The 22,193-nt window shown below is 69.9% G+C and carries 21 protein-coding genes; 10 read left to right on the top strand and 11 right to left on the bottom strand.

Going from position 1 to position 22,193, the window contains the following annotated elements; all coding sequences use genetic code 11:
• Window positions 1–11: 11 nt before the first annotated feature.
• Window positions 12–1,055, bottom strand: coding sequence for a hypothetical protein (locus AC5DRG_RS12430; protein ID WP_491810166.1), 1,044 nt, complete (start codon window positions 1,053–1,055; stop codon window positions 12–14).
• On the bottom strand, window positions 1,010–3,103 hold the full coding sequence (locus AC5DRG_RS12425) for an NACHT domain-containing protein (protein WP_491810164.1): 2,094 nt from the start codon (window positions 3,101–3,103) through the stop codon (window positions 1,010–1,012). Before AC5DRG_RS12425 ends, AC5DRG_RS12430 begins: the two co-directional genes overlap by 46 nt.
• Before the next feature lie 127 nt (window positions 3,104–3,230).
• Between AC5DRG_RS12425 and AC5DRG_RS12420 the strand changes: the two genes are divergently transcribed.
• From AC5DRG_RS12420 to AC5DRG_RS12410, 3 genes are read left to right on the top strand one after another with little or no spacing between them, the layout of a single operon-like run.
• Entirely contained in the window at window positions 3,231–4,100 is an 870-nt protein-coding gene (locus AC5DRG_RS12420; RefSeq protein WP_491810163.1) for a sterol desaturase family protein, read from the top strand.
• Window positions 4,097–4,780, top strand: coding sequence for a lysoplasmalogenase (locus tag AC5DRG_RS12415; RefSeq protein WP_491810161.1), 684 nt, complete (start codon window positions 4,097–4,099; stop codon window positions 4,778–4,780). Before AC5DRG_RS12420 ends, AC5DRG_RS12415 begins: the two co-directional genes overlap by 4 nt.
• 52 nt (window positions 4,781–4,832) lie before the next feature.
• Window positions 4,833–5,879 (top strand): zinc-dependent alcohol dehydrogenase family protein, encoded by a 1,047-nt coding sequence (locus tag AC5DRG_RS12410; protein WP_491810160.1) that lies wholly within the window; start codon window positions 4,833–4,835, stop codon window positions 5,877–5,879.
• Between the two features lie 11 nt (window positions 5,880–5,890).
• Here the strand turns inward: AC5DRG_RS12410 and AC5DRG_RS12405 are convergent, their stop codons facing one another.
• From AC5DRG_RS12405 to AC5DRG_RS12395, 3 genes are all read right to left on the bottom strand, one after another.
• A complete protein-coding gene (locus AC5DRG_RS12405) occupies window positions 5,891–6,901 on the bottom strand; it encodes a CopD family protein (RefSeq protein ID WP_491810158.1) in 1,011 nt (336 codons plus the stop codon).
• Between the two features lie 102 nt (window positions 6,902–7,003).
• On the bottom strand, window positions 7,004–8,380 hold the full coding sequence (locus tag AC5DRG_RS12400) for a CoA transferase (protein WP_491810156.1): 1,377 nt from the start codon (window positions 8,378–8,380) through the stop codon (window positions 7,004–7,006).
• Window positions 8,381–8,473: 93 nt separating this feature from the next.
• Window positions 8,474–10,009 (bottom strand): S8 family serine peptidase, encoded by a 1,536-nt coding sequence (locus AC5DRG_RS12395; protein ID WP_491810154.1) that lies wholly within the window; start codon window positions 10,007–10,009, stop codon window positions 8,474–8,476.
• A gap of 324 nt (window positions 10,010–10,333) precedes the next feature.
• Between AC5DRG_RS12395 and AC5DRG_RS12390 the strand changes: the two genes are divergently transcribed.
• The 3 genes from AC5DRG_RS12390 (at window position 10,334) to moaA (ending at window position 13,460) form a co-directional block, all read left to right on the top strand.
• Entirely contained in the window at window positions 10,334–10,693 is a 360-nt protein-coding gene (locus AC5DRG_RS12390; protein WP_491810152.1) for a DUF485 domain-containing protein, read from the top strand.
• Complete coding sequence (locus tag AC5DRG_RS12385) at window positions 10,690–12,309, top strand: monocarboxylic acid transporter (RefSeq protein WP_491810150.1); 1,620 nt, start codon at window positions 10,690–10,692, stop codon at window positions 12,307–12,309. The genes AC5DRG_RS12390 and AC5DRG_RS12385 overlap by 4 nt, the downstream gene beginning before the upstream one ends.
• 161 nt (window positions 12,310–12,470) lie before the next feature.
• Entirely contained in the window at window positions 12,471–13,460 is a 990-nt protein-coding gene (gene moaA / locus AC5DRG_RS12380; RefSeq protein ID WP_491810148.1) for a GTP 3',8-cyclase MoaA, read from the top strand.
• 8 nt (window positions 13,461–13,468) lie between these two features.
• Here the strand turns inward: moaA and AC5DRG_RS12375 are convergent, their stop codons facing one another.
• Window positions 13,469–13,687 carry a hypothetical protein gene (locus AC5DRG_RS12375; RefSeq protein ID WP_491813024.1) on the bottom strand — a complete coding sequence of 73 codons (219 nt, stop codon included), beginning with the start codon at window positions 13,685–13,687 and terminating at the stop codon, window positions 13,469–13,471.
• Between the two features lie 225 nt (window positions 13,688–13,912).
• Complete coding sequence (locus AC5DRG_RS12370; protein WP_491810146.1) at window positions 13,913–14,350, bottom strand: DUF3099 domain-containing protein; 438 nt, start codon at window positions 14,348–14,350, stop codon at window positions 13,913–13,915.
• A 257-nt stretch (window positions 14,351–14,607) separates the two neighbouring features.
• Between AC5DRG_RS12370 and AC5DRG_RS12365 the strand changes: the two genes are divergently transcribed.
• Window positions 14,608–14,886, top strand: coding sequence for a GlsB/YeaQ/YmgE family stress response membrane protein (locus AC5DRG_RS12365; protein WP_491813023.1), 279 nt, complete (start codon window positions 14,608–14,610; stop codon window positions 14,884–14,886).
• Window positions 14,887–14,975: 89 nt separating this feature from the next.
• On the opposite strand, the gene tyrS is transcribed toward AC5DRG_RS12365, so the two are convergent.
• The 3 genes from tyrS to AC5DRG_RS12350 all read right to left on the bottom strand — a co-directional run bounded on the left by tyrS (window position 14,976) and on the right by AC5DRG_RS12350 (window position 19,257).
• Window positions 14,976–16,244 carry a tyrosine--tRNA ligase gene (tyrS, locus tag AC5DRG_RS12360; protein ID WP_491810145.1) on the bottom strand — a complete coding sequence of 423 codons (1,269 nt, stop codon included), beginning with the start codon at window positions 16,242–16,244 and terminating at the stop codon, window positions 14,976–14,978.
• A gap of 65 nt (window positions 16,245–16,309) precedes the next feature.
• The gene (locus tag AC5DRG_RS12355; RefSeq protein ID WP_491810144.1) at window positions 16,310–17,704 is read right to left on the bottom strand and encodes a metallopeptidase TldD-related protein; all 1,395 of its coding nucleotides are present in this window, start codon (window positions 17,702–17,704) and stop codon (window positions 16,310–16,312) included.
• Window positions 17,701–19,257, bottom strand: coding sequence for a TldD/PmbA family protein (locus AC5DRG_RS12350; protein WP_491810143.1), 1,557 nt, complete (start codon window positions 19,255–19,257; stop codon window positions 17,701–17,703). The genes AC5DRG_RS12355 and AC5DRG_RS12350 overlap by 4 nt, the downstream gene beginning before the upstream one ends.
• A gap of 243 nt (window positions 19,258–19,500) precedes the next feature.
• Here AC5DRG_RS12350 and fabG point away from each other — a divergent pair, with 243 nt between their 5' ends.
• The 3 genes from fabG to AC5DRG_RS12335 all read left to right on the top strand — a co-directional run bounded on the left by fabG (window position 19,501) and on the right by AC5DRG_RS12335 (window position 21,506).
• On the top strand, window positions 19,501–20,205 hold the full coding sequence (gene fabG / locus AC5DRG_RS12345) for a 3-oxoacyl-[acyl-carrier-protein] reductase (RefSeq protein ID WP_491810141.1): 705 nt from the start codon (window positions 19,501–19,503) through the stop codon (window positions 20,203–20,205).
• A gap of 5 nt (window positions 20,206–20,210) precedes the next feature.
• Window positions 20,211–20,978, top strand: coding sequence for an enoyl-ACP reductase FabI (fabI, locus tag AC5DRG_RS12340; protein ID WP_491810139.1), 768 nt, complete (start codon window positions 20,211–20,213; stop codon window positions 20,976–20,978).
• A gap of 174 nt (window positions 20,979–21,152) precedes the next feature.
• Entirely contained in the window at window positions 21,153–21,506 is a 354-nt protein-coding gene (locus AC5DRG_RS12335; protein ID WP_491810137.1) for a hypothetical protein, read from the top strand.
• Here AC5DRG_RS12335 and AC5DRG_RS12330 read toward each other — a convergent pair.
• Window positions 21,481–22,176: a FadR/GntR family transcriptional regulator gene (locus AC5DRG_RS12330; RefSeq protein WP_491810135.1), complete on the bottom strand. Its 696-nt coding sequence runs from the start codon at window positions 22,174–22,176 to the stop codon at window positions 21,481–21,483. The genes AC5DRG_RS12335 and AC5DRG_RS12330 overlap by 26 nt on opposite strands.
• Window positions 22,177–22,193 lie beyond the last annotated feature (17 nt).

Genomic DNA, 22,193 nt, shown 5'->3' with positions numbered 1-22,193 from the left:
GGGGCTTCCGGTTACTCGATGTACAGGCGGTTCGGTGGGAAGAGGTCGGTGCCTTGTACCTGTGGGCAGTCGAAAAGCTCGACCCTGAGGTGCTCCAAGCGGGCCAGTGGCGTCAGGTCGACCGGGCCGCAGCGAGAGAGCCCAATGAGTTCCAGATCGGGTAGCTCGGCGAGTGCCGCGAGATTCTCCACCTGGGCGATCGCGCTCAAGTAGATCTCCTTCAGCCCCTGGTGGGGCAACAGGTCGGCGAGATCGACGCGGTGCACATCCAGGACCTGGAACGTGAGTAGGGGTGAGAACACACCAGCAGCGAGGAAGTGGCGCCACTGTTGGTTTTCGTTGATCGCGAGCCAGCGGAGTGAGGTCAGGGCTTCAAGCCCCGACAGATTCATGGCTCCGGCCCCCTGGAGGAAGCCGAGGCCGGTGAGTTCTGGGCCGAAGGGCAGCTCGCGCAGGCTCGTCTCCACGGGCGGGAAGTCGAGGACCAGGAATCGCAAGGTGGGCAGGCCACCGAGGGGTGCCAGTGAGAGCTGCCTGGCAGGCCGGTACAGATAGACCTGTTCCAAGGGAAGGTCGGAGAGTAGGCCGAGATCAGTGACCAACCGGCAACGTGCGAGGAGGAGGCTGCGAAGGCGTGGCAGCCGACGCAGAGGTGAGAGGTCACTGAGTGAGTCATTTTTTCTGAAGCCCAAGTATGCCATCGCGGTGTGTTCGAGAAGGACGTCGGGAATGCGGTGATCGCCCTCCAGGACCAGATCTGTGAGCTGCGGCAGACGGGGGAGCAACGCGAACTGCTCGGCGCTGTGCATGGTCAGAAGTTGGTTGGCCGTCACGGTCCCGTCGAGGACCGCTTCGAAGTACTCGTCGATGCCGAACGACTGCCATGCGTCGGCGAGCGCGTCTCGCACTCCGCTGCGCTGATCCGCACGGAACCGCGAGATCACCCCCAGCGCCGCGTCACCTCCGATCAGCCCCGCTGTCCGCACTACTGCCGCGGCCTCACGTTCCGTTAGCTCCCCGGGCTCCGGCAACAACTCCAGTACCAGTTCACCCACTTTGGCCAGGGAATTCGCCTGCTTGCTGTTACGCGGCGGCATAAGCACCCCCACCCGCTCCTCAACCTCCCCCCGCACCCCAGGATCCAACTCCGGCGCATGCTCCAAACAGGCAGCCGCCAACAGCACCAGCCGCTCCCGATACCGCTGCACCTTTTCCGCCCGCCGCAGCAACTGCCGTAACAGCCGCCCCCGTTCCTCCACGCGCGCGTGCCCCACAGCCATCGGACCACGTCGTCCCACTGGTCGTCATGGGCGTTGCGCACCAGAACACCGAAGTCCCGCGCCTCGACGGCGGCCTTCGCGCCGAGGTAGTCCTGAAAGGTGCGGTGCACGAAGTCGACGTAACCCGGCACGGGTTCACGCAAGAGCCCGCTACGGATGAGGAGGTGGGCGAAGATCTGCTCGGCGTCGCCCTGTTCGCGTACCTGTGGCATGGAGGCCAGCCACTCGTCCAGCATGCCGACGACCTCGTCGCGGGAGGCTTCGACCTGGCCGTTGCGGATGAGCCAGTAGGCCAACCGCTGGAGCAGGACCGTCTGTTCGTCACGGGAGAGTACGACCCCCTCGACGGACGAGATCTCCCGTTCCGTGTCCCGCCGCACCAGCAACATGTCCAGTGCCGCGTCGTACAACTCCTTCCGCGCACGCGGCAGTTGCATCCGCCGATCCCGGTTCAACGCGCACAGCAGCGCACACATCAGCGGGTTGGTGGCCAGCCGCCCCAGATCGCGCCGCATGGTCACGGCCTGGTTCAGCCCCTCCTCGTACCGGTCGAGCAGCTCCCGCTCGCTCTCCGGCCCGCACTCCAGTCGGGCCGCGTCATGCCAGTGCCGTACGAACGCCCTGATGTCGTCCCGCTCCATCGGCAGCAGCGTGTGCGCCGTGAACCCCTGTGCCGTGAGCCACTCCTCCGGCACCGCCGCGGGCCGGGTCGTCACCACGTACCGCGCCTTCGGGAACGCGGTGATCAGCGACCGCAGCCAGTTCTCCGTACGGCCCCGCAACCGCACCGGCACCTCGTCGACCCCGTCCACCAGTACCAACGCCCGCCCACTGCCGAGGAGTTCCTCGACCCACCCCTCGGGCGCCCGCAGCGGTATGCCCGACGCCGGCAGGAACTCCTCCGGCATGGGCAGCCCGTCCGGCGTGTTGAAGGACCTCAGCCGCAGTACGAACGGAACGTACCGGTTCCAGTCCGCCAGCTCCGAACCGAAGCTCTGCCGCGCCGAGTTCAGTGCCAGCCACTGCAACAGTGTCGACTTCCCGGACCCCGCCGGTCCCCGCAGGACCAGCCGGTCGCAGTCCGCCAGCGCCTGCTCCACCTTCAGGGCGGTCGGTGTCGCACCCACCCCGCCGAGTCCCTCCCGATGCGGCTCATGGAGGCGCTCCCCGCTCACGGCGAGACTGATGTACGCGGTGTCCAACGGCCACTCGGCCCGCCGACGCCCGCCCATGGTCACCCCGAACAGCTCCAGCCGGGAGTACGCCCGCGAGACGAAGTCCGCGTACCGCTGCTCGAATCCGAGAGCGCCCCCCGCCGAAGAACCCGACGCCCCCGGAGCGCCCCGCAGCAGCACACCCGTCCGCCGCGTCTGCTCCACCGCTGCCCGCGCCGCGAACGACGGCTGTGCCGTGAGCTGTTCGACGACATGGGCACAGCACAGCTCCAGCAGCTCCCCGTACAGTTCCCGCGCCCGCTCGGCCAAGTCCGCCACGGGCCGCCGTAGTTCACCCGCAAGGCGCCCCGGATCCAGGTCCACCGCGAACAACCGCTCCGCGTCGACCGCCCCCGCCCCCGCCGCCGCGAACGTGTCCTGGACGGCCGCCACCGCCGCCAGCCGCTCGTGCTCCGGCACCGCCGCATACGCCGAGACGATACGGCCCCCCAGCACCCGCGCCAGTTTCTCCGGCCCCGCCGGCTTGGGCAGCGGTCGTACCGGATCGCTCACCAGACCCGCCCCGGGCTTCGGTGCGAGCATCGACCTCGCGACCGTAGAGGCCACCGTCGACGCCAGCCGGACGAGCACCACTTCGAGCCCCTGCATGCCGGAATCGTAGGTCGGGCAGGGTCGGCCATTGGCGGAGATCGCCAACAAGCAAGCGCATACCACCGGTAATACTTGTGGGTAACAACCCCTAGCCCCCGCCGACCAGCGGTTCTACGGTGCACCCATGCCGAACCTGCCCGATGTCGTGCTCTGGTCGATACCCGCCTTCGTACTGCTCACCGTGATCGAGATGATCAGCGTCCGCATCCATCCCGACGAGGACGCCGCGGGGTACGAGACCAGGGACGCCGCGACCAGCGTCGGCATGGGGCTCGGGAGTCTTGTCTTCGACTTCCTCTGGAAGATCCCGATCCTCGGCGTCTACACGGCGATCTACGAACTCACGCCCCTGCTCGTTCCCGTGCTGTGGTGGACGATCCCGCTCATGCTGCTCGGGCAGGACTTCTTCTACTACTGGTCCCACCGCGGCCACCACGTCATCCGCATCCTGTGGGCCTGCCACGTCGTCCACCACTCCAGCCGGAAGTTCAACCTCACCACCGCACTGCGCCAGCCCTGGACGACCCTCACCGTCTGGCCCTTCTACGTCCCCCTCGTCGCCCTCGGTGTGCACCCGGCCGCGCTCGCCTTCTGCTCCTCCGCGAACCTCGTCTACCAGTTCTGGATCCACACGGAGCGGATCGACAAGATGCCCCGGTGGTTCGAGTTCGCCTTCAACACGCCGTCCCACCACCGGGTGCATCACGCCTCCCAAGGCAGCTATCTGGACCGCAACTTCGGGGGGATCCTCATCGTCTGGGACCGGCTGTTCGGGTCGTTCGTCGCCGAGACCCAGCGGCCCGTCTACGGGCTGACCAAGAACATCGAGACGTACAACCCGCTGAAGGTCGCCACGCACGAGTACGTCGCCATCGCCAAGGACCTGAGGGCGGCGGGCAGTTGGCGTGAGCGGGCGGGGAGGGTGTTCCGGGGGCCGGGCTGGCAGCCGGCGTCCACGGGGCAGCAGGCCGCCGAAGACACCGTCGCCGTATGAAGCCGTCCCGCGTCCTCCTCGCCACCTTCGGCCTCACCGCGGCCGTCGATCTCGTCTCCCTCGCCGCCGGCTCCGACCTCGGGCACGCCGTCGCCAAGCCCCTCCTGATGCCGCTGCTCGCCGCACACGCGCGTGCGTGCGGCGGGCCCCGACTGCTAGTGGCCGCCCTGCTCTTCGGATGGGGCGGTGACGTGCTCCTCCTGTCCGACGCCGAACCGGCCTTCCTCGCCGGGATGGCCTCCTTCGCGGCGGGACACGTGTGCTACCTGCTGCTCTTCAGAAGGCTGCTCCTCACCACGCGCACGCCACGCGCGCGTGGCCGATGGCTCATCGGTGCGTACGGCGTCGCCCTGGCCGCCACCGTGGCCGCGCTCTGGCCCGGTCTGCCCGCCGACCTGCGTGTCCCCGTCGCCGTTTACAGCCTCCTGCTGACGGCCATGGCGTACGGCGCGATGCGGCTCGGCCCCGTCGCGGGGCTCGGCGGTCTCCTCTTCCTGTTCTCCGACACGCTCATCGCGACCGGCGTCGCCGAGTGGCCGCAGCTTCCCAGGCCCGACCTCTGGATCATGCTCACCTATATTGCCGCGCAGTTTCTGCTGGTCAGGGGCATACTCGGGGCCCTCGATGCGCGCCAGGTGCCGACAGCGACGTACGGTGAGACGCGCTCGACCACCCCCTGAGCGCCACCGCACCACGCACCTCGCACCGCCTCGCACGAGAAGGATCCTCGACATGCGCGCCACCACCATCCACGCCCCGTTCGACATGCGCGTGGAGGACGTGCCCGATCCCGTGGTCCGGCAGCCCACCGACGCCGTCGTGCGGGTGCTACGGGCCTGTATCTGCGGCAGTGACCTGTGGGCGTACCGCGGTGAGTCGGTGCGGGAGCCCGGGCAGCGGATCGGGCACGAGTTCCTCGGGATCGTCGAGGAGACCGGCTCCGAGGTGACAGGCGTCCGGCGCGGTGACCTCGTCGTCGCGCCGTTCATGTGGTCCGACGGGGTGTGCGACTACTGCCGCGAGGGCCTCACCACGTCCTGCGAGCACGGCGGCTTCTGGGGCTCCGTCGGCCACGACGGCGGCCAGGGCGAGGCGGTGCGGGTACCCCACGCCGACGGCACCCTCGTACAACTGCCCAAGGACGCGGCCTCCGACGACCACCTGCTGTCCGCGCTGCTGTCGCTGTCCGACGTCATGGGCACCGGCCACCACGCGGCCCTCGGCGCCGGAGTCCGCCTGGGCGCCACGGTCGCCGTCGTCGGAGACGGGGCCGTCGGACTGTGCGCCGTGCTCGCCGCGAAACGGCTGGGCGCCGGGCGGATCATCGCGCTGGGCCGCCACCAGGCCCGTACGGACATCGCGCGCCTCTTCGGCGCCACCGACGTCGTCGCCGAGCGCGGGGACGAGGCCGTCGCGGCGGTGCGTGAACTCACCCGCGGCCAGGGCGCGCACGCCGTCGTCGAGGCCGTCGGCACCGAGCAGTCGATGCGTACGGCCGTCAGTGTCACGCGTGACGGTGGCGCCATCGGGTTCGTCGGTGTGCCGCACGGCAGCGGTACCGGTCTCGACCTCGGCATCCTGTTCGACCGGAACATCGCGCTGCGCGGCGGGGTCGCGCCGGTGCGCGCGTACATCCCGGAGCTGCTGCCCGACGTCCTCGACGGCACCATCGACCCGTCGCCCGTCTTCGACCTGACCGTCGGCCTGGAAGGCGTGCCCGGCGGCTACCGGGCGATGGACGAGCGGACCGCGCTCAAGGTTCTCGTCACCAACGGCTGAACCGCCGCCTCTTACGACCAGCGGATCGGCACCGGCAGCGCCGTCAGCAGCCCCGTCACCACGACCACCACCCCCAGCGCGACGACCTCCGCACGCGCGGGGGAGCAGGCGGTCAGCGGGTCGGGCGCGCGGCGCAGCCGGATCCGCGCCCACAGGGCGAGTACGGCGACGGCGGCCACGAGGATCACCTTGGCGAGCAGCACGCGCCCGTACGCCGTCGTCGTCAGCTGGTCCAGGACCGTGTCCGGCGGCATCCGGCGCAGCGTGCTCCAGATGCCGGTCGCGGTGATCACCGCGAACAGTACGGCGGCCACGCGCGCGTAGAGGCCCAGCAGAGCCGCGCCCGCCTCGCCCCCGCCCCAGTGCCGCAGCGTCCGCAGCGCGTGCAGCAGACCGCCCGCCCACAGCGCCGCGCAGGCCAGATGGACGAACGTCAGCGCCGAGCCGACCAGCGGGCCCTGCTCCGTGGTGAGGTGCGCCCGAAACGCCTCCGCGACGACCACCGCGGCCAACGGCCACACCTGGGCGGCCGGCCGGCGCGAGAGGGCGACCAGTCCGGCGACGGCGAACGCGTTCACCTCAAGCAGCGCGAGCTTGCCGTCCCGGGACTGGTAGAGGCCCCCGACATCGATCGCGGCGAGACTGTCCGGCACCAGGTTGCCCGTGGCCACGACGGAGGCAAGCCCGAGGGCGGCGAGAAAACCGACGCCGGCGGCGAAGGGGGCCCAGCTGCGTGGAGCGTCTGCGGAAGCGCCGGGAAGCCTGCGGGCCAGCCGGTTCACCAACAGCTCGCCCGCCGGCACACACAGCGCTGCGAACAACACCGCCCGCAGCAGCGCGATGCCGCCGACGCCGGGCGCCGCCGCCTCACCGGTGCCGCGCAGCGCCGCGGACGGCCCGAACAGCGGGATCAGCGCGGCCAGGGCCACCAGGGCGAGGACGGCGACGGCCCGGCCCGTGCCCGGTCTCGGCGCCGGGTCGCTCGGGTCGGCTGCCTCGGCCGTGGGTCGTATCAAGGTCACCTCAGGGATCTTCGCCAGTCGGGACAGAACCGGGCAAGTCCAGGAAAACAACTGGCGGAACGGCATTCCGCCCATCGGTACGTTTCAGGCCGCCTGCGCGTCTCACGCCCAGCGGGCGGGATCCGCTCCCCAAGGTCCCGGCGGACGCGTCCAGTCGGCAGGCCCGCCCGCGAAGGACACCGGCGAGCGGGCGTACCGCAGTCGCCCGATCCCGCTGTCCGTCTCCGCGAGCCAGGCATCCGGCCCCTCGTAAGCCTCGTCCCCCGCCCCGGTCCCGGCCGGCTCGATCCCGTCCGTCAGCCAGGCCGCGGTGCGAGCCAGAGCCAGCCGTACGACACGGCCGTACCCCTCCCGCGACCGCTCGGTCAGCGCCCGCAGCACGGCCGCCGCCAGCAGATATCCCGTCCCGTGGTCGAGGGCCTGCGCGGGCAGCGCGCCCGGCCGCTCCGGCGACCCCTCGATCGTGGCGATCCCGGTGGCCACCTGCACCAGGCTGTCGAACCCACGCCGCCCGCCCCACGGCCCGTACGCCCCCCAGGCCGACAACTGCGCGACAATCACGCCGGGCCGACGCTCGGCCAGCGCCTCGGGGGAGAGGCCGAACCGGTCCAGGGTGCCGGGCCGGTATCCGGTGACGACGACGTCCGCCGTGGCCAGCAGCTCCTCGAAGGCGCGCCGGTCGGAGGCCAGGTCCAGGGTCGTGGACCGCTTGCCGAAGCCCGTGTCCGCGTGCTGGTCGGGGAGTTCGGGCAACTGAGGCGCGTCCACGCGCAGTACGTCCGCGCCCAGCAGGGCGAGCGTGCGGGTGGCGACCGGGCCCGCGATGACCCGGGTGAGGTCGAGGACGCGGACCCCGGCCGCGGGCAGCAGCGGGCCGGTCCCGAGCGGCGCGAGCGCACGCGCGCGTGCGGTGTCGAGCCGCGCGCCCTCGATCAGCGGCCGTCCGGCCACCGCCGCCCCCTGCTCGTGCGCCGCCCACTCCTTCGGCGTGCGCAACGCCACGGCGAGCCCCCCGGCCGCGTACACGGCCTCCTCGACCTCCAGGGCGGGCCGTTCGGCGAGCGCCGCCTCGACGGAGGCCCGGTTCTCCGCGACCCCCAGGGCGGCCAGCAGTCGCGCCCGGTGATGCGGATAGTTCGCGTGGGTCCGCACCCACCCGTCCGCAGTACGCCAGAATCCCGACAGCGGCGCGAAGTTGACCGGCGCGCGCCCGTCGACCAGCAGATGCCGCTCACTGACGAACGCGGTGGCGACGGCCCCGTCGTCCACCCGCACCCGGGGCACCTCGGCGAGCCCTGCCCGCCGCGCCCCCAGCTCGGCGGCGGCCAGCGCGCACGCGCCCACGCACGCGTGCGCCAACTCCCGTACGGGCAGCCGGGCCTCCAACGTGCCGGCCCGCATTACGCGCGAAACCCGGGGGAGCGGCGCGGGATCCCCGCCCAGCTCCTTCCACACAACGGCCAGTGGTGATTGCGTCATACAGGCACTATGCACCGGGCCGGGCGGTGATTCCGCCCGGCCCGGTACGTCAAGGCCCCTGAGAGGACCCCTACTTGGTCACTCCTGCTTCTTCTACTTCTTCACCGCGTCCAGCGCGTCGACGATCCCGAATCCGTAGAAGCCGTTCACGCGCGTGCCGCCCTCGCAGGTCGCGTCCTGCGTGCCGTCGCCGTTCTGGTCGTAGGACTCGGGGCAGCCCGGGTTGTCCGCCTGCGCCTTGAGCAGCGCCTGCAGCTGCGCCGGAGTCGCCCACGGGTGCGTGGACTTCAGCAGCGCGGCGACGCCCGCGGCGTGCGGTGACGCCATGGACGTGCCCTGGAGGTAGCCGTACTGGTTGTTCGGCAGCGTGGAGAGGATGCGGCCGTTCTTCGACGGAGTGTCGGGGATCTGGTAGAGCCGGTCGCCGCCGGGGGCCGCGACGTCGATGACGCCCTTGCCGTACGTCGAGTAGTACGACTTGAGGTTCTTCACGCCCACCGCGCTGACCGTGACGACACCGGGCAGCTGGTTCGGCACGTCGAAGCACTCGTGCGGGTCGATCGTCCGGGTCACGGGGGTCGGCACGTCGTCGGGGCTGGAGTCGTCGACGATCGCGTCGGAGGCGAGGTCGTCGTTGGAGTTGCCGGCCGCGGCGAGGTTCAGCGTGCCCTTGTGCTGGGCGTACAGCTGGGCCCGGTTGACCGCGTCGACGATGCCGCGCTGGTCGGGGTCGTCCACGCAGTTGTACAGCCACGGGTCCACGTAGTAGCTGTTGTTCGTGATCTCCACGCCGTGGTCGGCGGCGAACACGAAGGCGCAGACGACGCTCTCCGGGAAGTAGAGGCCGTTGTCGGGGTTGCTCACCTTGATGCCGGCGACCTTGACGCCGGGGGCGACACCGGCGACCCCGATGCCGTTGCGGGCCGCGGCGATCTCACCCGCCACGTGCGTGCCGTGGGCGTCCGCGGTCGTGTACGGGCGCCAGGCACCCTCGCTGGTGTCCGCGACGCCGCCGACGCAGTTGGCGGACTGGGAGGCGGAGAAGTTCGGGGCGAGGTCCGGGTGGGTGTCGTCGACGCCGTTGTCGATGACGGCGACGGTCACCTTCCTGCTGCCCGGGTTGATCTCGGCCGCCTTGTCCGCGCCGATCGCGCGCAGATCCCACTGCTCGGCCTCTAGGGGTTCCTCGGCGGCGGCGGTGCTCTGCGCGGTGACCTTCGCGGCCTCGGCCTTGGAGAGGACCTGCACGGCCCCCTCGTCCGTCGTCCCCGCCGCGGTCAGCGGCGCTGTGCGCGTGGCACCCGCCGACACGACCCCGCGCACCGCGCGTATCTGCGCGCCGAAGTCCGGGTTGGAGGCGTGGACGACGATCACGCCGATCTTCTCGTACGCGATGACGATGGTGCCGCCGGCCGCGGTGATCGCCTTCTTCACCGACTCGATGGAGCGGTGGTCCAGCTTGGTGTTGACGACGTACGGCAGGTATGTACCCTCCGCGGTCTGTGACGCCGAGTCGGCGAGCGGGGCGGCCGTCGCCGCCGTCGGCAGGAAGCCGCCGAGGGAGGCGGTCAGCGACAGCGCGAGCGGCACCGCGAGAGCGAGCCGGCGTCTTGAACGCAGATGAGCCATGGGATCTCCACATCATCCGGAAGCGAAACCGCCCGGAACAGAGGGTGCTGTTCGGGCAGGTACATGACTGGTGGTGCAGGGCGAAGCTATCTCCCGAACTCGCTGGCCAGCAATGACCCACTCAGGCGACTTCCGAAAGAAGCCGGGTGAGTTGAACCGCCCCTCGCGTGGCGCCGTGACCTTGAACAGGGAGCCCGAGCACGATCGAGCCCCCTGATCACTAAGAGGAACAGAGCCGACATGTCCGTCGTACCAAATCCGTCCCCGACGCCCGAGCAGTCCGGTTCGGGGGTCACAACAGCACCCGCAACGCGAGGAGACTCCGTGGCTACCGACGCACCGCCCCCCTCGAAAGAGAAGTCCCAACACCTCCCCTCCACGGAGGAGTTCGTCGAGGTGCAGGAGAGCGCGGAGTTCGGTGAACTGCGCCGCTCCCACCGCTCCTTCGCCTTCCCGCTGACGATCGGCTTCATCGCCTGGTACCTGCTGTACGTCCTGCTGTCCAACTACGCGGGCGACTTCATGGGCACCAAGCTCTTCGGCAACATCAACGTCGCCTTCGTCTTCGGCATCGCACAGTTCCTCACCACGTTCCTCATCGCCTGGTGGTACTCGCGGCACGCCGCCGCGAAGCTCGACCCCAAGTCCGAGGCCATCAAGACCCGAATGGAGGGCGGCGCATGAGCCCCGCGATCACCCTGGCGGCCGGAGAGGCGAGCGAGCACCGGCCGCTGATCATCAGTCTGTTCGCGGTGTTCGTCGTGGCGACCCTCGTCATCACCGTCTGGGCGGGCCGCCAGACCAAGGACGCCGCCGACTTCTACGCCGGCGGACGGCAGTTCAGCGCCTTCCAGAACGGCCTCGCGGTCTCCGGCGACTACATGTCCGCCGCGTCCTTCCTCGGCATCGCGGGCGCCATCGCCCTCTTCGGCTACGACGGCTTCCTCTACTCCATCGGCTTTCTGGTCGCCTGGCTGGTGGCCCTGCTCCTGGTCGCGGAACCGCTGCGCAACTCCGGCCGCTACACGATGGGCGACGTGCTCGCGTACCGCATGCGCCAGCGCCCGGTCCGTACCGCCGCCGGCACCTCCACGATCGTCGTCTCGATCTTCTATCTGCTGGCCCAGATGGCGGGCGCGGGCGTCCTCGTCTCACTGCTGCTCGGCATCACCTCCGACGCGGGCAAGATCGGCATCGTCGCCCTCGTCGGCGTCCTGATGATCGTGTACGTCTCCATCGGCGGTATGAAGGGCACCACCTGGGTCCAGATGGTCAAGGCCGTCCTCCTCATCAGCGGCACGATCCTGATTACGTTCCTGGTGCTGCTGAAGTTCAACTTCAACATCTCCGACCTGCTCGGCAAGGCCGCCGAGAACAGCGGCAAGGGGACCGCGTTCCTGGAGCCCGGCCTCCAGTACGGCGCGACCGGCACCACCAAGCTGGACTTCATCTCCCTGGGCATCGCCCTGGTGCTCGGCACCGCCGGTCTGCCGCACATCCTGATCCGCTTCTACACGGTGCCCAACGCCAAGGCCGCCCGTAAGTCCGTCAACTGGGCGATCGGCATCATCGGCGGCTTCTATCTGATGACCATCGCCCTCGGCTTCGGCGCCGCGGCGCTGATCTCCCAGGACGAGATCATCGCGTCCAACCCATCCGGCAACACGGCCGCGCCACTGCTCGCACTCCATCTCGGCGGCGTCGACTCGGCCTGGGGCGCGATCCTGCTCGCCACGATCTCGGCGGTGGCCTTCGCGACGATCCTCGCCGTGGTCGCCGGCCTCACCCTGGCCTCGTCCTCGTCGTTCGCCCACGACATCTACGCGAACGTCATCAGGAAGGGACAGGCCACCGAGAAGGAGGAGATGAAGGCGGCCCGCCTCGCGACCATCGGCATCGGCGCGGTCTCCATCCTCCTGGGCGCCCTCGCCCGCGACCTGAACGTCGCCGGCCTGGTCGCCCTGGCCTTCGCGGTCGCGGCCTCCGCCAACCTGCCGACGATCCTCTACAGCCTGTTCTGGAAGAGGTTCACCACCCAGGGCGCCCTGTGGTCGATCTACGGCGGTCTGATCGTCGCCGTCGGCCTGGTGCTGTTCTCGCCCGTCGTCTCCGGTGACCCCAAGGCGATGTTCCCCGGCGTCGACTTCCACTGGTTCCCGCTGAAGAACCCGGGCATCATCTCGATCCCGTTCGGCTTCCTGATGGGCTTCCTCGGCACGATCCTGTCCAAGGAGGAGCCGGACACCGGCAAGTACGCCGAGCTGGAGGTGCGCTCCCTCACGGGCACCGGGGCGCACTGAGTCTCATGGAGTCTCTCCCCTCTTCGCGGCCGCGTCGTAGATCCCTACGACGCGGCCGCGCCGTACCTGGTGGGATCAGGGCTCTGCTCGATGTCAGTGACGTCGCGTAGGCTCGCAGGTGTCGGAAAATGATTGATCCGCTTGCGAGGGAGGGGGCCCACGTGCTCATCGACACCTATGGCCGAGTGGCCACCGACCTGAGGGTCTCGCTCACCGACCGCTGCAATCTGCGGTGCACCTACTGCATGCCCGAAGAGGGCCTCCAGTGGCTGGCCAAGCCCGACCTGCTCACGGACGACGAGATCGTCCGCCTCATCGACATCGCGGTCACCTCCCTCGGTATCGAGGAGGTCCGCTTCACCGGCGGCGAGCCCCTGCTGCGCCCCGGCCTGGTCGGCATCGTGGAGCGCGTCGCGGCGCTGGAGCCGCGCCCCCAAATGTCCCTCACGACCAACGGCATCGGCCTCAAGCGCACGGCGGCGGCCCTGAAGGCGGCGGGCCTGGACCGGGTCAACGTATCGCTGGACACCCTCCGCCCGGACGCCTTCAAGCGCCTCACCCGCCGGGACCGCCACAAGGACGTCATCGAGGGCCTGCACGCCGCCCGCGAGGCGGGTCTGACCCCGGTGAAGGTGAACTCGGTCCTGATGCCGGGGCTCAACGAGGACGAGGCCCCGGACCTCCTCGCCTGGGCCGTCGAGCACGACTACGAACTGCGCTTCATCGAGCAGATGCCCCTGGACGCCCAGCACGGCTGGAAGCGCGAGTCCATGGTCACGGCGGGCGACATCCTGACTTCCCTGCGCACCCGCTTCGAGCTCACCCCCGAGGGCTCCGAGGAGCGCGGCGCGGCCCCCGCCGAGCGCTGGATCGTGGACGGCGGCCCACACCGCGTAGGCGTCATAGCCTCCGTCACCCGCCCGTTCTGCGCGGCCTGCGACCGCACCCGCCTGACGGCCGACGGCCAGATACGCACCTGCCTGTTCGCCACCGAGGAAACGGACCTGCGCACCGCGCTTCGCTCGGACGCCCCCGACGAGAAGATCGCCGAGATCTGGCGCGTGGCGATGTGGGGCAAGAAGGCGGGAGCGGGCCTGGACGACCCGACGTTCATACAGCCGGACCGCCCGATGTCGGCGATCGGCGGCTAGGACAGGCACTAGTCCCCTTCGGGGGACTCCCACTCCTTCAGCAGGACGACGTCCTTCAGGAACCCCCGTACACCAAGGAACTGCGACAGGTGTTCCCGATGCTCCTCGCACGCGAGCCACGTCTTGCGGCGCTCCGGCGTGTGGATCTTCGGGTTGTTCCAGGCGAGAACCCAGACGGCGTCGAGGCGGCAGCCCTTGGCGGAGCAGATAGGGGTCTCGTCACTCACAGGTTCGTCTCGCAAGGGATCCAGCGGAAGGGGCCAAAAAGGCGACGCCGAGCAGCCACGGGGGGAGCTGCCCGGCGTCGGTCTGTCACTCCGACGGGGGATGCGGAGCGCATACGAAGTATGTCACGGGGAACCTGCCGCCCGGCACCGGAACAACATGATTGATCTGAGCTTTTCTTGAGCTTGGTGCGGAGCCGCCTTCCGGTTACGGACCTTCCCCGAAGGTCACGACCGTTCGCGCGGTTCGCCCCGCATTCTTGCGGTCGGCTCGGTTGTGACGTCTTCCGGGACGGATTCCGCGAAGCCGTCCACACGCCCGTCCCCGCTCGCCGCGGAGGCGTCCGCATCCGCCCGCGGCGGCGCGATCATCGGACGAGTCGGCGCCATCACGAACGTCGACGGAAGCGACGGCGCGTTCTCCCGCCCGGCGTTGGCGATCACCACGGAAATATAGGGAAGCACCGCCCCGAGCACCAACGCCACGATCGCGACGTGCCGTTCGACGTTCCAGAGGGTGGCCGCGAGGATCACCGACACCGTCCGAACCGACATCGAGATGATGTACCGGCGCTGCCGGCCGCGCACGTCTTCCGCCAGACCCTGCCGGGCTCCCGTGATCCGGAAGACCTGGGCATTGCCGCCGTCGTGCTGCTTCCGATTCACATTCCACCATCCGCCCGCATCGGACCCGCCCCCGCCCCTGCCCGGCCCGTACCCGTTCGGGGACCCGAGCCCGGACAGTCCCCACGTTACGCCGCGTATCCGCCGCCTTCGAGAGCGGGTCACCTTCTGTCTGCGCGAGCGACCTGCGCCGCGCTGCGTACGGCCGTACACCGTATGGCCGTACCCGAAATGCGACGTACGGTGGACAGGCCGACACTTGGCGTAATGCTCACGTGGAGCGGTACGAGGAGGCAGCCATGGGCTGGTTGTGGGCGATCATCGTGGGATTCGTGCTGGGCCTGATCGCGAAGGCGATCCTTCCGGGCAAGCAGCACAGCCCTCTCTGGCTGACCACCATCTTCGGCATGATCGGGGCCATCGTCGGCAACTCGATCGCCCGGTGGGCCGGCGTCGACGCGACCAGCGGCATCGACTGGAGCCGCCACGCGTTCCAGCTCGTCGCCGCGATCGTCATCGTCTTCCTGGGCGACATGGCCTACACGGCGACGCTGGGCAAAAGGAAGCAGCAGGCGTGAGCTAGAGCGCCCCGACAGGGGCGCGGGGAACTGCGCGAGCAACCACGGCGAAGGTGGCAGCCCGCAGATCTCCGCGCCCCTACGGCGTCCTACGCTCCGGTGACCTCAACGGCGGCAAGATTCTTCTTCCCGCGCCGCAGCACCAGCCACCGCCCGTGAAGCAGATCCTCCTTCGCCGGGACGGAGTCCTCCGCCGCGACCTTCACGTTGTTCACGTAGGCCCCGCCCTCCTTCACTGTCCGCCGCGCAGCGGACTTGCTGGCCACCAGGCCGACCTCCGCCAACAGGTCGACGACCGGGCCGAGCTCGGCGACCTGGATGTGCGGCACCTCGGAGAGGGCCGCGGTCAGCGTCCGCTCGTCGAGGCCGGTCAGCTCGCCCTGGCCGAAGAGGGCCCTGGACGCGGCGATCACGGCGGCCGTCTGGTCGGCGCCGTGCACCAGCGTCGTCAGCTCCTCGGCCAGCGCACGCTGTGCGAGACGGGCCTGCGGACGCTCCTCGGTCTGCTTCTCCAGCTCTTCGAGTTCCTCGCGGGACTTGAAGGACAGGATGCGCATGTACGTCGAGACGTCCCGGTCGTCCACGTTCAGCCAGAACTGGTAGAAGGCGTACGGCGTCGTCATCTCCGGGTCGAGCCAGACGGCACCGCCCTCGGTCTTGCCGAACTTCGTGCCGTCCGCCTTGACCATCAGCGGCGTCGCCAGGCAGTGCGCCTCGGCCTCGGGCTCCAGCCTGTGGATCAGGTCGAGGCCCGCCGTGAGATTGCCCCACTGGTCGCTGCCGCCCTGCTGGAGCGTGCAGCCGTACCTGCGGTACAGCTCCAGGAAGTCCATGCCCTGAAGCAGCTGGTAGCTGAACTCCGTGTAGCTGATGCCCTCCTGGGACTCCAGCCGCCGGGCGACCGAGTCCTTGGTCAGCATCTTGTTGACGCGGAAGTGCTTGCCGATGTCACGCAGGAATTCGATGGCCGACAGACCGGCCGTCCAGTCCAGGTTGTTCACCATCACCGCGGCGTTCTCGCCCTCGAAGGACAGGAACGGCTCGATCTGGGCGCGCAGCCGGGTCACCCAGTTCGCGACCGTCTCCGGGTCGTTCAGCGTGCGCTCCGCCGTGGGGCGCGGGTCGCCGATCTGGCCGGTCGCCCCGCCCACCAGAGCCAGCGGGCGCAGACCCGCCTGCTGGAGTCGGCGCATGGTGAGGACCTGCACCAGGTGACCGACGTGCAGACTGGCCGCGGTCGGGTCGAAACCGCAATAGAACGTGACGGGACCGTCCGCGAGCGCCTTGCGCAAAGCGTCCTCGTCAGTGGACAGGGCCCACAGCCCCCGCCACTTCAGCTCGTCGACGATGTCCGTCACGGTTCTCGTATCTCCTAGATGATCTTCGGGTGGTCGAGGCAGTCGAGTGACTACCGGCTACGAGGTTATACGCCCTGACTGACAGAGCTCATATTGAAGTCGGGCACCCTCAGGGCAGGCATCGCCGTCCTAGTGAACCAGTCGCTCCACTCCCTGGGCAGCGTCTTTTCCGTGCGCCCGGCCTCGGTGGCCCGGCCCAGCAGATCGACCGGCGACTCGTTGAACCGGAAGTTGTTGACCTCGCCGGTCACCTCGCCGTTCTCTACGAGGTACACGCCGTCCCGGGTCAGACCGGTGAGCAACAGCGTCGCCGGGTCGACCTCGCGGATGTACCAGAGGCAGGTCAGCAACAGCCCGCGCTCAGTGCTCGCGACCATCTCCTCCAGAGAGCGGTCCTCGCCTCCCTCCAGGACCAGGTTGTCGATCGACGGCGCCACGGGCAGCCCCGTCAGACCGGCGCTGTGCCGGCTGGTCATCAGGTGACCCAGCTCGCCCGCTCGCACCCACTCGGTGGCCGTCAGCGGCAGCCCGTTGTCGAACACCGACTGATCGCCGCCGGAGGCGTGGGCGATCACGAAGGGGGCGGACTCCAGGCCCGGCTCGTTCGGGTCGCTGCGCAGCGTCAGCGGCAGGTCGGCGAGCTTCTCACCCACGCGGGTGCCGCCGCCCGGCTTGGAGAACACCGTGCGCCCCTCGGCCGCGTCCCGGCCCGACGCCGACCACAGCTGGTAGATCAGCAGGTCCGCGACAGCGGTCGGCGGCAGCAGCGTCTCGTACCGCCCGGCGGGCAGCTCCACGCGCCGCTCGGCCCAGCCCAGGCGTACGGCCAGTTCCGCGTCCAGGGCCGCCGGATCGACGTCCTTGAAGTCCCGCGTCGACCGCCCGGCCCACGCCGACCGCGTACGGTCCGGCGACTTGGCGTTCAGCTCCAGCGTCCCGTTGGGCTGGTCGTGCCGCAGCCGCAGCCCCGACGACGTACCGAGGTAGGTGGAGACGAGCTCGTGGTTGGCGAAGCCGTACAGCTCCCGGCCGCCCGCACGCGCGCGTGCGAAGGACTCGCCGAGGGCCGGCGCGAAGTCGGCGAACACGGCGGAGGAGGTCTCGGCGGGCGCGTCGGTGAAGTCCGGTGCCGCCGGTACCCCCGTGACCAGCGGCTGCGCGTCCTCGGCGGGCCCGGCCGCGCGGGCGGCGGCCTCGGCGGCGCGCACCAGCGGCTCCAGCTCGTCCATGGTCACGGCGGACCGCGATACGACTCCGGAGGCGGTGCCCTCCTGGCCGTCGACGGTCGCGATGACGGTGAGCGAGCGCCCGCGCGTGACGCCGTTCGTGGTGAGCGCGTTGCCCGCCCAGCGCAGATTCGCGGTCGACCGCTCGTCGGCGATCACGACACAGCCGTCGGCCCGGGACAGTTCGAGGGCACGCTCGACGACCTCGTGGGGCTTGTTGGTAGGGGCGCTCATCGACCTGCCTCCTGCGTGGTGTTGAGAATGTTGACGCCCTTGAAGAGAGCGGACGGGCAGCCGTGCGACACCGACGCCACCTGCCCCGGCTGGGCCTTGCCGCAGTTGAAGGCGCCACCCAGGACGTACGTCTGCGGACCGCCGATGGCCGCCATGGACCCCCAGAAGTCGGTGGTCGTCGCCTGGTACGCCACGTCCCGCAGTTGTCCGGCGAGCCGCCCGTTCTCGATCCGGAAGAACCGCTGACCGGTGAACTGGAAGTTGTAGCGCTGCATGTCGATCGACCAGGACCGGTCGCCGACGACGTAGATCCCGCGGTCCACGCCCCCGATCAGGTCCTCCGTGGACAGTCCGCCGGGGTCCGGTTGCAGCGACACGTTGGCCATGCGCTGCACGGGGACGTGCCCGGGGGAGTCGGCGTAGGCACAGCCGTTGGAGCGGTCGAAGCCGGTCAGCTTCGCGATCCGCCGGTCCAGCTGGTAGCCGACGAGCGTGCCGTTCCTCACGAGGTCCCAGGACTGGCCCGCGACGCCCTCGTCGTCGTAGCCGATGGTTGCCAGGCCGTGTTCGGCGGTGCGGTCGCCGGTGACGTTCATCAGCTCGGAGCCGTAGCGGAGCTTGCCGAGCTGGTCGAAGGTGGCGAAGGAGGTGCCCGCGTAGGCGGCCTCGTAGCCGAGTGCGCGGTCCAGCTCGGTGGCGTGGCCGATGGACTCGTGGATGGTGAGCCACAGGTTGGACGGGTCGACGACCAGGTCGTAGGGGCCCGCCTCGACGCTCGGTGCTCGCATCTTCTCGGCGAGCAGCTCCGGGATCCGCGCCAGCTCGCCGTCCCAGTCCCAGCCGGTGCCCTGGAGGTACTCCCAGCCGCGTCCGACGGGCGGCGCGAGCGTGCGCATGGAGTCGAACTCGCCGCTCGACTCGTCGACGGACACGGCCGTCAGCTGCGGGTTCAGCCGCACGCGCTGCTGGGTGGTCACGGTCCCGGCGGTGTCGGCGTAGAACTTGTTCTCGTGCACGGTGAGCAGCGAGGCGTCCACATGGTCGACGCCGTCGGCCGCCAGCAGCCGCGCACTCCAGTCGGCCAGCAGCCCCGACTTCTCCTCGTCGGGCACGGTGAACGGATCGATCTCGTACGACGAGACCCACGTCTGCTCGGCATGCACCGGCTCGTCGGCCAGCTCGACCCTCCCCCACTGCCCAAAAGGCGTGGGAGGTGCCCCCACGTCCGACCCGGCGGCTTTGATCACCTGCGCGGAGAGCTTGGCCATCGCCACGGCCTGCGAGGCGACCTTGGCGGCCGCGTCCATCGTCAGGTCCACGCCGGACGCGAAGCCCCACGTGCCGCCGTGCACGACCCGCACCGCGTACCCGACGTCGGTGCTGTCCGAGGATCCGGAGGGCTTGGCGTCCCTCAGCCGCCAGGAGGCGCTGCGCACCCGCTCGAACCGGAAGTCCGCGTGGTCCGCCCCCAGCGCACGCGCGCGTGCGAGCGCGGCGTCGGCCAGGGCCCGTAGGGGAAGTGCCGTGAAGGCTTCGTCGATGGAATGAGGCACCTACGTCTCTTTTCGTCGCTGGGACCTTGGTGGCTCCGATCATGTCGCGCGGGCCGTGCCATGGACCACACCTTTCCGACGGGCGTCGGCAACTTTCTGTAGGGACCCGACAGTGAGTCCCGTAAGCCACTGTCGGTGCCCGATTGTCCGCGGACGCGACGGGACCGATAGGTTTTCGGGGAAGCCGCCTGTCATCCAGGTGTTCGGGCGGGTGAGTCAGACCGCTATCGAAAGGGTGATCCGTTGAGCCGCTCGGTTCTCGTCACCGGAGGCAACCGGGGCATCGGCCTCGCCATCGCCCGTGCGTTCGCCGACGCCGGCGACAAGGTCGCCATCACATACCGCTCCGGTGAGCCCCCCAAGGGCTTCCTCGCCGTCAAGTGCGACATCACCGACACCGAGCAGGTGGAGCAGGCCTACAAGGAGATCGAGGCCGAGCACGGCCCGGTCGAGGTGCTGATCGCCAACGCCGGGGTCACCAAGGACACGCTCCTGATGCGCATGTCCGAGGAGGACTTCACCTCGGTCATCGACACCAACCTCACCGGCACCTTCCGCGTCGTCAAGCGCGCCAACCGCGGCATGCTGCGCGCCAAGAAGGGCCGTGTCGTCCTGATCTCGTCGGTCGTCGGTCTCATGGGCGGTCCCGGTCAGTCGAACTACGCCGCCTCCAAGGCCGCCCTCGTCGGCTTCGCGCGCTCTCTCGCCCGTGAGCTGGGCTCGCGCAACATCACCTTCAACGTCGTCGCGCCCGGCTTCGTCGACACCGACATGACCAAGGTGCTCACCGACGAGCAGCGCGAGGGCATCGTGAAGCAGGTGCCGCTCGGCAGGTACGCGCAGCCCGAGGAGGTCGCCGCGACGGTGCGGTTCCTCGCCTCGGACGACGCCTCGTACATCACTGGAGCCGTCATCCCCGTTGACGGCGGACTGGGAATGGGTCACTGATCACCATGAGCGGAATTCTCGAGGGCAAGCGCGTCCTGATCTCCGGTGTGCTGATGGAGTCCTCCATCGCCTTCCACGCCGCCAAGCAGGCCCAGGAGCAGGGCGCCGAGATCATCCTGACCGCGTTCCCGCGGCCCACGCTGACCGAGCGCATCGCAAAGAAGCTCCCCAAGCCCACCAAGGTCATCGAGCTCGACGTCACCAACGACGAGCACCTCGCCCGCCTGGCCGACCTCGTCGGCGAGGAACTGGGCGGCCTGGACGGCGTCGTGCACTCCATCGGCTTCGCGCCGCAGGACGCGCTCGGCGGCAACTTCCTCAACACCCCGTTCGAGTCCGTGGCCACCGCCATGCACGTCTCGGCATACTCCCTGAAGTCGCTGACCACGGCCTGTCTGCCGCTGATGCAGAACGGCGGCTCGGTCGTCGGCCTCACCTTCGACGCCCAGTTCGCGTGGCCGCAGTACGACTGGATGGGCCCGGCCAAGGCCGCCCTGGAGGCGACCAGCCGCTACCTCGCCCGCGACCTGGGCAAGCAGAACATCCGCTGCAACCTCATCTCCGCGGGCCCGCTCGGCTCGATGGCCGCCAAGTCCATCCCGGGCTTCGACGAGCTGGCCGCCGTGTGGGACAACCGCTCCCCGCTGGAGTGGGACCTCAAGGACCCGGAGCCGGCCGGCAAGGGCATCGTCGCGCTGCTGAGCGACTGGTTCCCGAAGACCACCGGCGAGATCATCCACGTGGACGGCGGTCTGCACGCCATCGGTGCGTGACGCTGCCGCTGTGGCATGACCGACGGGTGAGGGCCCGCGTCCTTTCGGACGCGGGCCCTCACCCGTCACTCGTTCGGCCCACCCGGCCGGGCGGGGAGAGGCCACAACTGCGCACTCTGGATTACGCGTTCACCACACGCTTTCCTCCCCCGCACGGCCGAGGAGGTCCCCCTTGTGCGCCTGTCCCGCAGCCTGGCCTCAGTGACCGCCGCCGTCGCTCTCGTGATCTCCCTGTCGTACGAGGCGATGCCGCACGCGCGCGTGGAGGTACGGAAAGCCGCCGCACCCGAGCCGTTCGGCGCCGCGTGCCGCAGCAGGATCACCGGCTCCCATGTGACCGCGTACTGCCACAACCCGTATCCGCAGACCGACCGTGTCGGCCTGCACGTCGAGTGCGAGCGCTGGTGGGACGTCGACAGCGACAGCGCCACGGTCGAGGCGGGGCCGGCGCAGACGGTGCGGCTGACCGGCCGGTGCTGGAAAGAGGTCCGCTCCGTGTGGGTCAGTCACCTGAGGTCGGGGAGCTGACCCGCCCCGGGCGGCACACGAACGGATAGCCAGCCGCCTCCGTCGCGGCCGCCTCCGCGTCGCCCGCGCGGATCGCGTCGACCAGCCGCGCGTGGTCCATGTACGTCTCCGGCGTCAGATCCTCGCCGACGTCCTCACGCAGCCAGTCCCGCAGCACCTCGCCCAGGTCCGCGTACATCGCCGTCATGACGTCGTTGTGGGACGCGGCCACCACCGCCAGGTGAAAAGTCGCGTCGGCCGTCACGAAGGCCTCCGCGTCGCCCGACTCCCAGGCCTCCTCGCGCCGTACGAGCAGGGCGTCGAGCTGCTTGAGGTCCTTCTCGGTGCGCCGCCGGGCCGCCAGCTTCGCGGCGCTCGACTCCAGGGTGGAGCGCAGCTCGGCGATGTGCCGCGGGTCGGCCTCGGCGAACCGGCGGTGCATCACGCCGGCCAGCTCGCTGGTCGCCACGACATACGTCCCCGAGCCCTGGCGGATGTCCAGCAGGCCGTTGTGCGCCAGCGCGCGGACGGCCTCGCGGACCGTGTTGCGGGCGACCCCGAGCTGCTCCACGAGCTCCGGCTCGGTCGGGATACGGGAGCCGACCGGCCACTCGCCGGAGGTGATCTGGTTTCGCAGCGCGGCGATGACCTGCTCGGACAACGCCGAGCGTCGGGGGTGGCTCAGGGGCATGGCACACCTTGGCACGA

This window comes from Streptomyces sp. JLBG701, from assembly GCF_058544905.1.
Note: the sequence above shows the minus strand (reverse complement) of the source record. Positions and strands in the feature narration are given on the sequence as shown.

Excerpts from the sequence above, each read along its gene's own strand:
- AC5DRG_RS12385 (WP_491810150.1), top strand. The coding sequence starts at position 10,690 with ATGAGCCCCGCGATCACCCTGGCGGCCGGAGAGGCGAGCGAGCACCGG.
- AC5DRG_RS12395 (WP_491810154.1), bottom strand. The coding sequence starts at position 10,009 with ATGGCTCATCTGCGTTCAAGACGCCGGCTCGCTCTCGCGGTGCCGCTC.
- AC5DRG_RS12355 (WP_491810144.1), bottom strand. The coding sequence starts at position 17,704 with ATGAGCGCCCCTACCAACAAGCCCCACGAGGTCGTCGAGCGTGCCCTC.
- fabI (WP_491810139.1), top strand. The coding sequence starts at position 20,211 with ATGAGCGGAATTCTCGAGGGCAAGCGCGTCCTGATCTCCGGTGTGCTG.
- AC5DRG_RS12400 (WP_491810156.1), bottom strand. The coding sequence starts at position 8,380 with ATGACGCAATCACCACTGGCCGTTGTGTGGAAGGAGCTGGGCGGGGAT.
- AC5DRG_RS12365 (WP_491813023.1), top strand. The coding sequence starts at position 14,608 with ATGGGCTGGTTGTGGGCGATCATCGTGGGATTCGTGCTGGGCCTGATC.
- AC5DRG_RS12415 (WP_491810161.1), top strand. The coding sequence starts at position 4,097 with ATGAAGCCGTCCCGCGTCCTCCTCGCCACCTTCGGCCTCACCGCGGCC.
- AC5DRG_RS12330 (WP_491810135.1), bottom strand. The coding sequence starts at position 22,176 with ATGCCCCTGAGCCACCCCCGACGCTCGGCGTTGTCCGAGCAGGTCATC.
- AC5DRG_RS12420 (WP_491810163.1), top strand. The coding sequence starts at position 3,231 with ATGCCGAACCTGCCCGATGTCGTGCTCTGGTCGATACCCGCCTTCGTA.
- AC5DRG_RS12410 (WP_491810160.1), top strand. The coding sequence starts at position 4,833 with ATGCGCGCCACCACCATCCACGCCCCGTTCGACATGCGCGTGGAGGAC.
- AC5DRG_RS12425 (WP_491810164.1), bottom strand. The coding sequence starts at position 3,103 with ATGCAGGGGCTCGAAGTGGTGCTCGTCCGGCTGGCGTCGACGGTGGCC.